The sequence below is a fragment of the Nocardia sp. PE-7 genome, assembly GCF_030486425.1.
Taxonomy (GTDB): domain Bacteria; phylum Actinomycetota; class Actinomycetes; order Mycobacteriales; family Mycobacteriaceae; genus Nocardia; species Nocardia salmonicida_A.
Genome location: NZ_CP129614.1, coordinates 6,807,310 through 6,821,825, shown reverse-complemented (window position 1 = coordinate 6,821,825; position 14,516 = coordinate 6,807,310). Strand labels below are relative to the sequence as shown.

Below are 14,516 nucleotides of genomic sequence, written 5' to 3'. Positions count from 1 at the left end.
AAGAGGTGGAGTCAAGCGCCGAGAACCGCGGCGCCAGCCGCAAACAGACACAGAGAACTGCGGCGCCAGCCGCCGCAGATCCAGTTACAGTGACCCAGCAGAAGGTCAGCGTTGTGGGAGGGAACCCCGGTGGAGCAGGTATTTCAGGTCGACTTGCGGGGCATCGTCGACCTGCTCAGTCATCACCTGTACGGCAGTCCACGGGTCTACGTCCGCGAGTTGCTGCAGAACGCGGTCGACGCCATCACCGCCCGCCGCGCCATCGACCCGCACGCTCGCGCGCAGGTCAGGATCGAGACGCCCGCGAGTACCGGTGACGGCACCATCCGCGTCCACGACAGTGGCGTCGGCCTGACCGAGGCCGAGGTGCACACCTTCCTCGCCACGATCGGCCGCAGCGGCAAGCGTGACGACCTCGGCTTCGCCCGGCACGAGTTCCTCGGCCAGTTCGGCATCGGTCTGCTGTCGTGCTTCCTCGTCGCCGACGAGGCCCAGGTGCTCACCCGGTCGGCCCGCGGCGGCCAGACCGTGCGCTGGACCGGTTTCGCCGACGGCCGCTACCGCGTCGAGCCCGCCGCGCAGGAACGCGACGAACCGGGCACCACGGTGATCCTCGCGCCCCGCCGCGGCGCCGAGCAGTGGCTCACCCCGTCGACCGTGGTGGAGCTGGCCCGGCTGTTCGGTAGCTTGCTGCCCGTCGAGGTCACCGTCGACGGGCAGTCGATCACTGAGCCCGAAGTACCGTGGCGCGCCACCTATCCCACCCCCGCCGACCGCGCGAACGCGCTCGCCGCCTACGCCGAGGACACCTTCGGGTTCACCCCGTTCGCCACCTTCGATCTCGCCGCCGCCGAATCCGGCGTCACCGGTGTGGCTTTCGTGCTCCCGCAACCGGTGAACCCGGCGGCCAAGGCCGGCCATCGCGTGTATCTGAAGCGAATGCTGCTGGCGGAGAGCGTCACCGGGCTGTTGCCGGACTGGGCCTTCTTCGTCCGCTGTGTCGTCGACACCACCGAACTGCGCCCGACCGCGAGCCGCGAAACCCTCTACGAGGACGACCTGCTGGAGAGCACAAGAGAAGCGCTCGGCGCCCGGATCAGGGACTGGCTGGTGGAACTGTCCACCTCCGATCCCGCCGCGCTGCACCGCTTCCTGCGCATTCACGACCTCGGCGTGAAGGCGCTGGCCCTGCACGACGACGACATGTTGCGCCTGGTGGACCGCTGGTTGCCGGTGGAGACCAACGCCGGCCAGATCCCGCTGGCCGAATTCCGCCGCCGCTTCGGCGTCGTCCGCTACACACCGTCGGTGGAGGAGTTCCGTCAGCTCGCCGCGGTGGCGAGTGCCGCGGGCATCGGCCTGGTGAACGGCGGCTATTCCTATATCACCGATATTCTCGAGCGCCTGCCCGCGATCGATCCCGAAATCCGGGTGCTCCGTTTGGATCCCGCCGAGCTGGCCACCCATTTCGACCTCGTCGATCCGGCCACCGAACTCGCGCTCCGTCCCTTCCTCACCACCGCCCAGCGCGTGCTCGACCGCCTCGAATGCGAAGTCGTGCTGCGCACTTTCGACCCACCGTCGCTGGCCGCGCTGTATCTGCTCGACCGCGATGCCCAGCACCGCGCCGAACTGCGCGCCACCCGTGAGGTGGCCGACGAACTGTGGGCCGATGTTCTCGGCGCCTTCGATACCGACCAGGCGGGCGACCGTCCACAGTTGGTCCTCAACTACCGCAACCCGTTGGTACGCCGTATCACCGGGCTTGCCGACGCTCGCTTGGTGACGACGGCGGTCGAGGCGCTCTACAGCCAGGCGCTGCTGCTCGGCCAGCATCCGATGCGCCCGGTCGACACCGCGCTGCTGAACAAGTCATTCGTCGGGTTGCTCGACTGGGCGGTTCACGATCCCCGGGGAGAACTCTGATGTCGGAAGCCGCCAACACCCCCGACGACCTGCAACGGCTGCTGTTCCAGGCCTACGACCTGCCCTACGGCGACGCCAAGGACGCACTGCTGGAACAGGTCCTGCGCCATGCGGAGGCAGGCGGGCACACCGAGCTCGCGTTCCATGTTCGGATGGCGATGATCGACGCGTACGGCCACGGGATGAGCCCGGCCAAGTTGTTCGTCCCGTTCGCCCGCTGCCTGGCCGAATACGATCGCGACCCCGGCGCCCACGAGTCGTGGGTGGCGCCGTCGCTGCGGTGGAAATTCAAGACCGCGGTGGGCGCGATGACGAGATTCCCCGAGGTGCCCAAGGATCGGGCGCTGGCGGCGCTCGATCAGATGGAACGGCGCTACCGGGTCGAGGGTCAGAGTTTGAACGCGGTCTACGGTCGCAGGCACCGGGTGGCCGAACACATCGGCGATCTCGCCGCGGCCGCCGAATGGTACGAAAGATGGTGCACCACACCACGCGACGAGAATTCCGACTGTGAGGGCTGCGATCCGACCAACCGTGTCGCCTGGCTCGCGAGCCAGGGCCGCGACGCCGAAGCCGTGGAGCTGGCAGCCCCGGTCCTCGGCGGTGAACTCGGCTGTTCCGAGCAACCGCAGCTGATCCTCACCGAACTGCTGCTGCCCTACCTGCGCACCGGCCAACTCGACGAGGCGCGCAGCGCGCATCGTCGCTCCTACCGGCTGCTGCGCACCAAACCCCAGGATCTCGCCGCGATCGGCGACCACCTCGAGTTCTGCGCCCTGTCCGGCAATCAGGTGCGTGGTCTGGAACTGCTCGACCGCCACTTCTCCTGGCTCGATCGCGCGCCGAGCCCGAAAGACGCGCTCACCTTCCTCTCCTCCGCGGCACTGCTCCTGCGCACCCTCGTCGACAAGGGGCACGGTGACACCGAGCTGCGCCGCCCCGCCAACGCCGACCGTCCCGCCGTCGAATCGACCGCGCGGGCAATGCAAGTGGAGCTGACCGACGAGGCGCTCGCCATCGCCGCCCGCTTCGACCTTCGCAACGGCACCGACCACCAGACCGTGTTGGTTCACGCGAAGCTGGCGAGTACACCGATTGTCGACTACCTGCCGTTGTCCGCGGCCACCGCGCACCGGGTGCCGGTCGAGCCGGGTACGACAGCAGCGGCGGTCGAGATCCCCCAGCTCACCACCGTCGAACTGATCGAACGTGCCGAGCAGGCGAATAAGCAACACGCCCTCGCTGAATTGCGGGCGTTGGCACAGCGGTTGGCAGACGAGCCAGAGCCGACCGAGCCGAGCCTGGCAGGCAGACGCCTCTCCGCGATGGCAGGTGGTTGTTTACAGACGACCGATCGGGTCGGCGCCGAGTCGCTATTGCGCCGGGCGGCAGAGCATTTCGCCGCAGCAGGTGAGGAAGATCGTCGCCAGACCGATCTCGGCCGCCTCGGCCTCTTGCTCAGTAGGCACGGCGACGCGACGGAAGCTGTTGGGCTGCTGCGAGATTCGCTGGCTCACCTGGCGGGTTCGCCCGAACCGCTCGTCAGAGCCACTGCGACGCTGCGGCTTTCCGGCGGCCTGCTCGCCCTGTTCGATCGAGGCGAGTTGTCGACCGAGGATGCCGCCGAGCTCCCGAGCTTGCTCGACCGGGCCGAGGCCGACGCCGCCGAGGAAGCCGACGACAGCTTGCTCGGCGATGTGGCCAGGCACCGAATGTATCTGCACCAGAACAACGCTGAACCCGCCGAGGCCGCGACGGCCGGACAGGCGGCGGTCGCGGCGTATCGCCGGGCCGGTCGGTCGTGGCGGGTGGCCGATGCGGCCCAGTACCTTTCCGGAATTCTCAGCGACGCGGGCGATGCGGCCGGGGCGCTGGCGATGATCGATGAGGCGGTGAGTCTGGTCGACGCCGACCTTCCCGACAGCTTGCGCCTTGTCGTACACGCGCGGCGCGGCGCCCTGCTCATCCACCTGGGCAGGCACGAGGAGGCGGTCAGCGAGTTGCTGACCGCGATCGCGATCGGCACCGCGGCGGGGAGTGCGCAAGTGCCCTACGCGCAGTGGGATCTGGCCGTCGCCTACCGCGCCATCGGTCAATTCCTCGACGCCGCCGACCAGGCCGAAGACGCCATCGCCGGGCTGGAGCGCGCGGGGGCCGACGAGCAAGCCAGGAACTGCCGCTTTCTGCTGGTCGGTCTGCATCGCGAGCTGGACGAGGACGAAGCAGCACTCACCGTCCTCGACGAGATCATCGAATTCGACCGCGCCACCGGCAATCTCGTCGGCGAGTCCTATTCGCTCGTGGAGACCGCCGATCTGCTCGACTCGCTCGATCGTGACGCCGAGGCCGCCGAGCGCTACGCGCTGGCCGCCGAGACCGCCGAACGACACGGCGACCCGATCCGCGTCGCCTACTCCCGCTACAGCGCCGCGCTGTCACTGCACTGGACCGGCGACTCCGCCGCCGCGGTCGCGGCCATCGGGGCCGCCGACGCGGCGATCACGCAGCTCGCAGTCGCCCACCCCGACACCGAACTGCTCACCTGGCACACGGCCCGGCACAACCACAATGCCGCTCGAATCCTGCGTCGCGCCGAACTCCCCGCCGACGCCCTCCCCCGCGCCGAGGCCGCTGCCGTCGGCTTCCGTGCCATCGATGCCACCGACCAAGCCACCCGCGCCGACTACGAGCGCGCCGTGCTCCTGATCGACCTGAACCGTCCCACCGAAGCCGAGAAGATCCTCACCGAGGCCGTCGCCGCACTGGCCGACGATCACGCGGCCAGACCGATGTTGTCGGAGCTACTGGCCGAAACCCGAGCCCAGCTCACCTGATTCGAAGGAACCACCCGCGATGCAACCGCTCGACCCGAACGATCCTCGGCGGATCGGCGACTACCGACTGCTGGGCGTGCTCGGTGCCGGGGGCATGGGCAAGGTGTATCTGGGCCGGAATCCGGGTGGGCGCACCGTCGCGGTGAAGGTGATCCGACCGGACCTGATCGATCAGGAGTTCCGCGCGAGGTTCCGTCGGGAGGTCGCGGCCGCCCAGCGCGTCGGCGGCGCTTTCACCGCACCGGTTCTCGACGCCGATGTCGACGCCGAGGCGCCGTGGCTGGCCACCGGCTACGTCGCCGGGATCTCGTTGACGGATGCGGTCACCCAGTTCGGGCCGTTCGCCGAGCCCGCGTTGCTGGCGCTGGCGCACGGGCTCGCCGAAGCGCTCGTCGCGGTGCACGCGGCGGGCATCGTGCACCGCGACCTGAAACCGTCGAACGTGATGCTCGCGATCGACGGACCCAAGGTGATCGATTTCGGTATCGCCAGGGTGATCGCGGATTCGGCCCTCACCACGACCGGAAAGTTCCTCGGCTCACCGGGTTTCATGTGCCCGGAGCAGGTGAGCGGCGAAACCCTCAGTCCCGCGTGCGATGTCTTCGCGCTCGGCGGCGTCCTCACCTTCGCCGCCGCGGGCCACGGCCCCTTCGGCACCGCCGAGGTGATGCAGATGCTGTGGCGGATCGTCTACGAGGAACCCCGCATCGAGGCCCTACCTCCGGCCCTGCGACCGCTCGTCTCGTCCTGTCTGGCCAAGGATCCCGCCGCCAGACCGACACCGGAACAGGTCCTTTCGGAGCTGGCCCGCATCGGCACTCCCGAACGCGCCGGTTGGCTACCGTCACAAGTAGTCGCGCATATCAGTACGGCCGCTGTTCGGCTTCTCGACCTGGATCACGGCCCCGCCGATCCGCCCGGCGCACCACATTCCGAAGCCGGCGCGACCTCCTCACCGAGTTGGTCGGGGGCTACCTCGACCCCGAACCTGCCGACAGCGAGCCCGACCCAGACCTCTCCGACCGGCTCCTCGGGACCGTACGGGCGAATCGCCACCGGCGGACCGGCGCCGACTCCCTATCCCCGGTCCGGCGGATACGCCCCGGGTCACAACGAGGCGTCCCGGCAATCTGCCGCGCACTCGGGACCGCATGCCGCGCCGATGGGCAGCGCATTCACGCCGCCGCCCTATGTGGCCGCGCACAAGTCCGCCGACACGTTCACCGGCCGCCCACCGCCCGCGCCACCCCGCGCTACCGCGTCGCGACGAACCCGGACTCTGCTGATCGCCGCCTCCGCGGCAGTCGCGGCGGCGGTCGCGGTCGGCGCCTATCTGATCGGCACCCAACTGAACGCTCAGCCCACCGGCGGCACCGGAACCAGCACCGCGCTCGCCGAGACCCCCACCGGCGTCGACCCGACCACCGCTCCACCCGGTTCGACCGCCACCGAATCGGGCACGACCACCGTCCCGACCGAATTCGTCGGCACCTGGAAGGGCCGCGCCGCCGACGGCCCTGTCCAGTTCGACATCGAACTCACCATCGGCGCGGGCGCCGTCGGTGCGGAACTGGCCACCTCCGCCAATACCGGCACGCTCTCCCACGACCGCTGCGCCCGCGCGGAAACCCTCACCGAGGCCACCGCCGACCGGCTCACCTTCCGCGCCAGGCTCACCGCGGGGAGCGGCTGCATGGACCAGGGCGCCATCTCGACGGTCACCCTGCAATCCGACGGCACGCTCGCCTACCGAACACCCGGCTACCTCGGCGGCACCATCGCCGGCTCCCTCCGCAAAGGCTGACGATGCACCCCCACCGAACTGGAACAGGTTGCCGCTGGATTGCCCACGGCCGCCACCGCACGGACGCAGCCGGTCATTTGTCCAGGAGTAATCGCTCGCGCCGGGCCGTACACGGGGTGCTGAGCGATGGCTGCCGTCATCGCATCGCCCCAGGTGACACCGGTCTCAGAAATTCTGGCATTGCGATCTGGGTCACTAATATGTCAAACTCTCGCCCACACTGTGAAGCCAGTCGGTCTCACAATGTCTGGAAAGGGAGTCGATTGAGCAGGCGGCAGGTGAGCGAAGTTGCCACCGTCCCGACGGCTGCCCTGATGTCAGTCGAAGGTGACCAGTGCCAGGGCCGCGCCGGTGAGCAAATCGACCAGCTCGTCGACGGGCGGGCGCGTCTCGCGCAGCAACCACTCGTGCGCCACGCCCGTGACCGCCCCGGTGATCAGCGCGGTGGTCAGCTCGGCATCGCCACGCAATCGCACGCCGACCTGGACCAGCGCCCCCTCGATCAGTGCCGACCAGGCGTGTCTGCGGGTCCGGCGATGGGTCTCCATCCGATCGCTCACCCCGACCACCTCGATCACCGCCACCTGCGCGCGATACGGGTCGGAGCCGAGCGACTCCAGGTACGCGCCGAAACCGGCCCGCAGCGCGAGCTTCGGATCGGTGGAACCGAGCGCGACCAGCGCGGCGCCCACCGCGGCCGCCGCGTCGTCCTGGATCCGGTCGTAGGCCGCCACCAGGACGTCTTCGCGGGTCTCGAACTCCTCGTAGAACTGCCGCTTGGACAGCCCGGCCGCCGCGCACACCTCGGCGAGCGAGCACGTGGCGTACCCGCGTTCCGCGAAAATTCGCGTCGCTGCTTCCAGGAATCGCAGTCGTCGTTCGGCTTTACGCGCGACGACCGTACGACCCCCATACCGCCTGTCCGCTGTAGTCACCTCTCCAAAGTATCTGAAACCCGGAATAACACTGACCTTTCCGGGTCGCTTCATCTATCCACCGAACAAAGGACGGCCGACCAGTGCTGAGCACCCGAGCATCGCGGACCGCATTGTCCGCCCTCGTACTAGCGGCGGGTGCGGCACTCGTGGCACCCACGCCGACGATGGCTGCCCCGCAGTCCGCCGCGACACAGCCCAGCGTCCCTGCCATCGCGGAGAACGTCCCCTCCGAGACTCTCGCCGCGCTGGCACCGACGATCGTAGGCGCGATCTCCGCCCCCGGCCCCATCGCCGACGGCGGGCAGGCCGCGATTCTGGCCCAGGCCCGCGTGCTGTTGGCCACGCCCGGCATCCCCGCGCAGGTCAAGGCCACTCTCGAAAGAGTCATCACCTTCCTCGACGGTAGCGGCGGCGGCGGTCCCGAACTGCCGCCTTCGGACGGTCCGCGCATCGCGCAGTTCCTCTACCCCACCATCGGCAAGGGCTGCATCGGCCCGACGTCGGATTCCGTCGGCACCGCGCTGGCCGTCCCCGGTCCCGCCGAGCTGCCGCCGCCCGGACCGGCCGCGGGCCAGACCGGCTTCGTCTTCACCGCGCTCGGCACCAAGACCGCCACGGTCGTGCAGAATCCGCCGATGACGGTGCAGTGGGTCAACCTCGACAACCGTCGCACCGGCACCCAGCCGCTCACCACCGAGGCCGGCATCAACGCCGACGGCCCGGCCACTCTCACCGCTATCGCCGACACCGGTCCCGGCCGGGTGGCGGCAGTGATCACCGGATCGCTCACCACGGCCACCGCCGATGGTGACCGCACCTGCTCGTTCGCCCCGACCCTCGGTTTCTTCTCCGTCGGCTGAGTCTCGCACCACGCAATTGGAGTTCGATTTATGAAGTTTGTCGTCCCCGGCCTGGTCAGCGGCCTGGCCGGCGCGGTCATCGGGGTGATTGCCGTTCTCGGCATCACCGCGGGCGCGCAACAGAATTCGATCCCGGCGCCCGAGGAGTCCGGTGATCCGGGCTCGTCGCTGCTCGGCAACGTGCAGTACGGCTCGCGATGAGCAACGTACGCAGGCTCATCGCCTGCATCCTCGTCGGTCTCGGCGCGCTGCTGCTCGCGGCCGCCGTCATGATCCCCACCTACACGGTCGACAAGGTCGCCAAGACCCCGCTCGATCTGCGCATCACCACGGTCGCCAAGAGCGTGCCCGGCGAGGAAAGCCTCGTGCTGGACTCGAAGTCGCTCACCGCGACCGAGGGCGCGGCCACGGTGAACACCAACGTGCCGCTCGTCTCGCAGCGCTTCCTGACCGTCGAGGAGCCCTCGGACGCCGACGAGATGACCGTCCAGGCCGGTCAGACCCTGCGTCGTGACGACCGGGACCCCAAGGAAGGCCTGCTCACCGCCTCGGTCGACCGCGTCACCCTCGACCGCGTCACCGGCGCGCCGATCGACGCCTCGCCCAACGGTTCGATCGCCGTCGCCGCCGACCCCAAGTCGGGCGCCGCGATCCCCGTCGAGCAGCAGCGCCGCGGCCTGCAGTACCGCTTCCCGATCGGCACCGAGAAGAAGTCGTACCCGTACTTCGACCTCAACGCCCGCGCCACCTACGACATCGACTTCATCGAGGAGTCGGAGATCAACGGCGTGCCGGTCTACCACTTCCGCCAGGACATCCCGGTCACGAACATGTGGGATGTCGTCAAGCACCCCTCCCACCAGCTCGCCTTGCCCGCCGCCAAGTGGGGCCTCGAGGGCACCGAGCCGGTCACCATGACCCGCTTCTACACCAACACCCGCGACGTGTGGGTGGAGCCGAGGACCGGCGCGGTCCTCAAGGGTGGCGAGAAGATCCACATGTACTACGGCCGTAGCGCCGGCCAGGTCGACGTCTCGGTGCTGAAGTCGCACCTCGTCTTCGACGAGGAGACCATCGAGGCCCAGATGGCCGTCACCCAGGAGAGCCTCGACAAGCTCGACCTGTTCGGCAAGACCCTGCCGATCATCCTGGGCATCGTCGGCGCCATCGCCCTGATCGCGGGAGCTGTCCTCGGCTTCCTCAGCAGCGGCGGCTCCAACTCCCGCCGCACGATCGACCCGCCGACCGAGCGGATTCGTCCCTCGAACCTCTAGACCGCCTGTCCCAACGCCCTCGGCCTCCCCGGTCCTCAACCCGGGGAGGCCGAGGTCGTTTGCTGGGGGCTCACACCCCTTTGACGGCGGATCGGTCCATGAACCCGAACAGATATCCGGCCACCCGCCGCATCTGGATCTCCTCCGCACCCTCGGTGATCCGATAGCGCCGATGGTGCCGATAGATGTGCTCGAACGGCTTGTGCCGCGAGTAGCCGAGACCACCGTGCACCTGCATGGCCCGGTCGGCGGCTTCACAGCACAGCCGGTTGGCCCAGTAGTTGCACATCGAAACCTGTTCGGAGGCAGCGAAAGTGCCGTAGGTGTCCATCGACCAGGCGGTCTTGTGGATGAGCGCGCGCAGCATCTCGCACTGGGTGTGCAGTTCCACCAGTGGGAATTGGATGGCCTGGTTGACCGCCAGCGGCTTGCCGAAAGGCTTGCGCTCCTTGGCGTAGGCGACGGACTGGTCGATGCAGTACTGCGCCGCACCGAGACTGGAGGCCGCTTGGCGGATCCGGTTCTCGTTGAAGAAGTGCTGGACGACGCCGAGCCCGAGACCCTCCTGCCCGAAGATCGCCGAACTCGGGACCCGCACCTCGGTCAGCGAGACGCGCGCGTGGTCGGTGGGCATGTTGAAGGTCCAGAGGTACTCCTCGACCCGGAAGCCGGGCGCGTCTGTCGGCACCAGGAATGCGGTGATGCCGTGTCCGTCGCCGGGTCGGCCCGCAGTGCGGGCGAAGATCAGATCGGCGTCGGCGATGTGGACCCCGGTGTTCCAGGTCTTGGCCCCGTTGATGATCCAGTCGTCGCCCGCCCGGACAGCGGTGGTCGCCATGTGGGTGGCGTCGGAACCGTGATCGGGCTCGGTGATGCCGAAGGCGAAGAACATGGTGCCCGCGGCCAGCCCGTCCACCCACTGGGCTCGCTGGGCCGGGCTGCCGTACTCGAGCATCAGCAGCAGGCCCACGTTGTTGGCGACGATGGCGTGCTCGTTCTGCAGGTCGCAATGCAGACCGAGCCCTCGCCCGGCCAGGTGCTCGCGAATCACGGCCATGCCGAGATTGGTGCCGTCGCGCCCGCCGAACTCGCGCGGAAAGGCATAGCGGTAGTGGCCCGCGGCATCGGCGCGACGACGCGCTTCGGCCAGCAATTGCTCCCACTCGGCGGTCGGCAGGCCGCCACGGTCCCAGTCGGTGCGGGCGTCCTCACGGCGGTGGTCGAAGAAACGAATATTGTCGGCCTGCTGCTCGAGCGGGATGATCTCGGCCTCGATGAAAGCATCCAGCTCGGTCAGATATTCGGCCAGCTCTTCGGGCAGTTCGAAATCCACTGTCTCTCCTAAACTTTCGCCTCGGGGCGAATCTGCATGAGCAGGTCCCACTCGATTTCCGAAACACGACGTCCGCTGGCGGCCATGACGATGTCGCGCACGCTGCCGTCGACATGCGCGGCGGCCTGGGCGGCCAGGCCGACGCCCCAGGCCAGCGTGCCCATCACCTTCCACCAGCGGAATCTGTCGAGATCGAAGTCACCGCCCGCGGCCTGATAGCCGCGCAGGAAGCTCGCGCGGTCGGCGAAACCGCCGAATTCCCGTCCGTCCGCACCGAAGCGCCACATCCGCAACGCGGGCCAGGCCACGTCACGCATCGGGTCGCCGAAACGCTGAGCGCCCTCCCAGTCCAGCACGGCCCGCAAACCGTCCGCGGCGACGACGATATTGCCGTTGCGCAGGTCGGTATGCAGCAGCGCGGTGCGCGGCGGCGGGCCGGGGAGTCGCCGTTCGAGCCAGCGCAGCGCCAGCGTGAACACCGGCCGGTCGCCGAGCAGCGCACGCACGTCCGCCTCGGCCGCGGCGAAGAGGGCGGCGGCCGGATCGGCGCCCGCGGCGGGCACGGTGCGCGGAGCGGCGGCCGGATCGATGGCGTGCAGCCTGCCCATCGCCTCGCCCCACTCACGGGCCACCGTCTCGGCGTTGTCCGCGGCGGCGATGAGGCGCAAGACCCTGCGCGGGACGGTCTCCCCGGCCACGTGGTCGCTGACGACGAACGGCTCGCCCACCACGGCCGGATCCGCGCATACCGCCACCACCGCGGGCCCCGCCACTCCGTGCGTGCGCGCCAGCTCGCGCACCGCCGCCTCGTCCTCGACCGGCATGATCTGCACGGCCGCAGGCACGAGCGTGGCGACCAGCTTGCGAGCGCGCTCCCCCTCGACGTGCGCGGTGAAGCCGACGTTGCGTCGGCGCGCGCCTGCCGAGAGGTACTCCAGCTCGTCTACTCGAGTGGGCGCGGCCCAGGTCCGGGTCAGGAACTCGGCCAGCCCTGCGGCGAGATCGGTGCTCATTCCCCCTCCCAGCTGTCGTAACCGGGTTTGGCGATCGCCAGATCGGCGCGCACCACCTCGACGAGTGCCTGCCACAAGGCGCGCTCGTCGTCGGCCGCGCCCAGTAGTTCGTGTTCGTGTCGCGTCGCCGCCGGCGCGAGATCGATCTCGCGCCGCACGATCCTGGCCAGATTCGCCCCCACCCGCGCACGGTGCTGCAGAGCGGGTGGCAAGGCCGGCAGCAATGTGCTCTCGAGTAGTTCGGCCAGGGACTCCAGCAGCTCGGCTGCGGGTGGTTGATTCTGCACAGTGACACCTCTGGCGCTGTCGCCATCGTGAGAGAACTTCGAAGAAATCAGCGTATTGACTCGAGGGGGAAGCTACGGCAGATCATGCGACGAGACAATAAGAGAATCAAAGCCCATGTATCTCACGCCTCGGCGTGTTAGACATATCGCCAACGGCAAGGAGGCGGTTGTGACACGTCCGTATCGGCTGATCATCTGGGGCCCCGGCGACATGGGTGGGCGGGCACTGCGCACAGCGCTGGCCTCCCCCGACTTCGAGGTCGTCGGGGTCAAGGTGTTCAGCCCGCACAAGCACGGCAAGGACATCGGCGAGCTGGCCGGGCTGGCGCCGGTGGGCATCAAGGCGACTACGTCCAAGGCGGAAATCCTTGCGCTGAAAGCGGATTGCGTCGTGCACACGCCGACGACACCTGCCCTGGTGCAGGGCGCCGACGCCGATGTGCTCGACCTGCTCGAGTCCGGCAAGAACGTGGTGTCCGCGGCGTCCTATCACAATCCCGCCATGCCCACCTGGCTGTCCGAATCGCGTTCGCCGCTGGAGGTATTGCGCACTGTCGCGCAGATGCGGGTGACCGGAGGCGCCTTCGGCCCGCAGTTGCCCAAGGCCCTGTCGGCGCTGAAAACACTGATGCGCGTGGCGGATTCGGCCCCGCTCCGATTCACCGGACCGGTCCTGGAGCGGCTGGCCGCGCCGGTGGTGGACCGGGCGATCCCCCGCCGGGCCACCGGCGAGCGACTTCAGGCCGCCTGCCTGCGGGGCGGGGTATCGCTGCACGGCACGGGCCTGCACCCCGGACTCATGGTGGAACAACTGCTGCTACGCCTGGCCGGGCTGCTCGACGAGGTGCGCGAGGTGAAATTCCTGGAGGTCGGCGATCTTTCGGCCGCGCCGGACGGCATGTGGGGCGGGCTGGCCAGCCTCGGTTTCGGGATGCCGCTGAGCGCGGTCGACTCCAACCACGCCATCGCGCTCATGCAGCATTTCTACTTCGACGCGGTGCTCGCCAACGTCGCGCACACGCTGTTCGGCGCCCGCGCCGAGGACGTGCGGGTGGAACGGCATGTCTATCCGGTGCCGGCGCGGACCCGGGTGCGGGCAGGTGGCAGTGTGATCGAGCCGGGCACGGTCGGCGCCATCCACATGAGCTACCGCGGCTACCTCGGCGACCGGTTGTTCATGACCAATGCCGAATGCTGGCACGTCGGTCCGGGCAACGCCCACCTCGGGCCGGATCATCCGCACAGCCTGGCCGGCGGGCATGTGATCACGCTGGACGGCAGCCCCGCCCGGATCGAGATGCGCAACGAACTCGACGACGAGTCGTACGAGGGCGATTGGTCCGCGGTCACCGACATCTCGGTCAAGGCGATGCTCGACGTCATCCCGGAACTGTGCGCGGCGCCCGCTGGTGTCGCGACGCCCGATCTGAGCCCTCGATACCGTCTGGAGACAGCATGACCTCCCCGCTTCCGGTCGCGGTGCTCGGCGACGGGCCGCTCGCCGACCGGATCGCCGCACACCCCGATATCGCTGTCGCGCCGCCGTCCTCGGCCGCGGTGGTTGTCCACCTGACCGCCGACGTCGACGCGGTAGTCGCCCACCTCGGCGCGGGCCGCGACGTGGTGACCGCGCTGCCCCTCGAAGCACTCCCCCTGGACGAGGTGCGGGATGCCTGCCGCACCGGATCGTCCACGCTGCACGCCACCGGCGGCTTCCAGTCGGCGGTCGCGGCCCGGCTCACCCGCTCGCTCGCCGCGGCGACGCGGGAGATCACCAGCATCGAACTGATCGAGGAGCTCGAGCTACCCGACGACGGCGTGTATCCGTGGAACACGGTGCCGGACGAGATGGTGCCCGGTTACTACTTCTCCGGTCTGCGCGTACTGGAAGACGCCGCCTTCACCGGCGCACGCGCCGATACTCCCGAACAAGACGGTGCGGTCTACACCTTGGGTGACCGGATCACCTACCGATCGATCCGCACCCGAGGCACCGGCGCCGTGCCGCTGCGCTATCGCCTCGTCACCACCACCGCAGCGGGAACTGCCACGGCCACAGTCGATTTCCATCCCACCGACGGCGTCCACCCGGCCGATCATCTGACGTCGGTGGATCTGGTGAAGGCGATCGGTCCGGTGCACGCGAGCGAGCCCGGCATCGTCCTGCGTGATCTCGGCATCACCTATTTGGTCGCGGACGATCGGCTGCCGCGGTCCACTTAGCGTTGGATCTCGGTCTGATGGTCG

Annotated in this window: 12 protein-coding genes; 8 read left to right on the top strand and 4 right to left on the bottom strand. The window is 68.9% G+C overall.

Annotated elements, in window-relative coordinates:
• The first annotated feature begins 129 nt into the window (after positions 1 to 129).
• The 3 genes from QX204_RS31925 to QX204_RS31915 are packed head-to-tail and all read left to right on the top strand — an operon-like array spanning position 130 to position 6,564.
• Positions 130 to 1,926 carry an HSP90 family protein gene (locus QX204_RS31925; protein WP_301904164.1) on the top strand — a complete coding sequence of 599 codons (1,797 nt, stop codon included), beginning with the start codon at positions 130 to 132 and terminating at the stop codon, positions 1,924 to 1,926.
• On the top strand, positions 1,926 to 4,760 hold the full coding sequence (locus QX204_RS31920; RefSeq protein ID WP_301904163.1) for a hypothetical protein: 2,835 nt from the start codon (positions 1,926 to 1,928) through the stop codon (positions 4,758 to 4,760). The genes QX204_RS31925 and QX204_RS31920 overlap by 1 nt, the downstream gene beginning before the upstream one ends.
• 19 nt (positions 4,761 to 4,779) lie before the next feature.
• On the top strand, positions 4,780 to 6,564 hold the full coding sequence (locus QX204_RS31915) for a serine/threonine-protein kinase (RefSeq protein ID WP_301904162.1): 1,785 nt from the start codon (positions 4,780 to 4,782) through the stop codon (positions 6,562 to 6,564).
• Between the two features lie 317 nt (positions 6,565 to 6,881).
• On the opposite strand, the gene QX204_RS31910 is transcribed toward QX204_RS31915, so the two are convergent.
• Positions 6,882 to 7,499: a TetR/AcrR family transcriptional regulator gene (locus tag QX204_RS31910; RefSeq protein WP_301904161.1), complete on the bottom strand. Its 618-nt coding sequence runs from the start codon at positions 7,497 to 7,499 to the stop codon at positions 6,882 to 6,884.
• Between the two features lie 167 nt (positions 7,500 to 7,666).
• Between QX204_RS31910 and QX204_RS31905 the strand changes: the two genes are divergently transcribed.
• The 3 genes from QX204_RS31905 to QX204_RS31895 are packed head-to-tail and all read left to right on the top strand — an operon-like array spanning position 7,667 to position 9,636.
• Positions 7,667 to 8,362 (top strand): Rv1157c family protein, encoded by a 696-nt coding sequence (locus QX204_RS31905; RefSeq protein ID WP_301904159.1) that lies wholly within the window; start codon positions 7,667 to 7,669, stop codon positions 8,360 to 8,362.
• Positions 8,363 to 8,392: 30 nt separating this feature from the next.
• Positions 8,393 to 8,563 carry a DUF2613 domain-containing protein gene (locus QX204_RS31900; protein ID WP_082844323.1) on the top strand — a complete coding sequence of 57 codons (171 nt, stop codon included), beginning with the start codon at positions 8,393 to 8,395 and terminating at the stop codon, positions 8,561 to 8,563.
• On the top strand, positions 8,560 to 9,636 hold the full coding sequence (locus tag QX204_RS31895; protein ID WP_301904158.1) for a cell envelope lipid trafficking protein PgfA: 1,077 nt from the start codon (positions 8,560 to 8,562) through the stop codon (positions 9,634 to 9,636). The genes QX204_RS31900 and QX204_RS31895 overlap by 4 nt, the downstream gene beginning before the upstream one ends.
• 70 nt (positions 9,637 to 9,706) lie before the next feature.
• Here QX204_RS31895 and QX204_RS31890 read toward each other — a convergent pair whose 3' ends face one another.
• From QX204_RS31890 to QX204_RS31880, 3 genes are read right to left on the bottom strand one after another with little or no spacing between them, the layout of a single operon-like run.
• Positions 9,707 to 10,969 carry an acyl-CoA dehydrogenase family protein gene (locus tag QX204_RS31890; RefSeq protein ID WP_301904157.1) on the bottom strand — a complete coding sequence of 421 codons (1,263 nt, stop codon included), beginning with the start codon at positions 10,967 to 10,969 and terminating at the stop codon, positions 9,707 to 9,709.
• An 8-nt stretch (positions 10,970 to 10,977) separates the two neighbouring features.
• A complete protein-coding gene (locus QX204_RS31885) occupies positions 10,978 to 11,982 on the bottom strand; it encodes a phosphotransferase family protein (RefSeq protein ID WP_301904156.1) in 1,005 nt (334 codons plus the stop codon).
• Entirely contained in the window at positions 11,979 to 12,269 is a 291-nt protein-coding gene (locus QX204_RS31880) for a DUF6285 domain-containing protein (RefSeq protein ID WP_301904155.1), read from the bottom strand. The genes QX204_RS31885 and QX204_RS31880 overlap by 4 nt, the downstream gene beginning before the upstream one ends.
• Before the next feature lie 169 nt (positions 12,270 to 12,438).
• Between QX204_RS31880 and QX204_RS31875 the strand changes: the two genes are divergently transcribed.
• Both QX204_RS31875 and QX204_RS31870 read left to right on the top strand, forming a co-directional pair.
• Entirely contained in the window at positions 12,439 to 13,728 is a 1,290-nt protein-coding gene (locus tag QX204_RS31875; protein ID WP_301904154.1) for a hypothetical protein, read from the top strand.
• On the top strand, positions 13,725 to 14,492 hold the full coding sequence (locus tag QX204_RS31870) for a hypothetical protein (protein ID WP_301904152.1): 768 nt from the start codon (positions 13,725 to 13,727) through the stop codon (positions 14,490 to 14,492). The genes QX204_RS31875 and QX204_RS31870 overlap by 4 nt, the downstream gene beginning before the upstream one ends.
• The last annotated feature ends 24 nt before the right edge of the window (positions 14,493 to 14,516 follow it).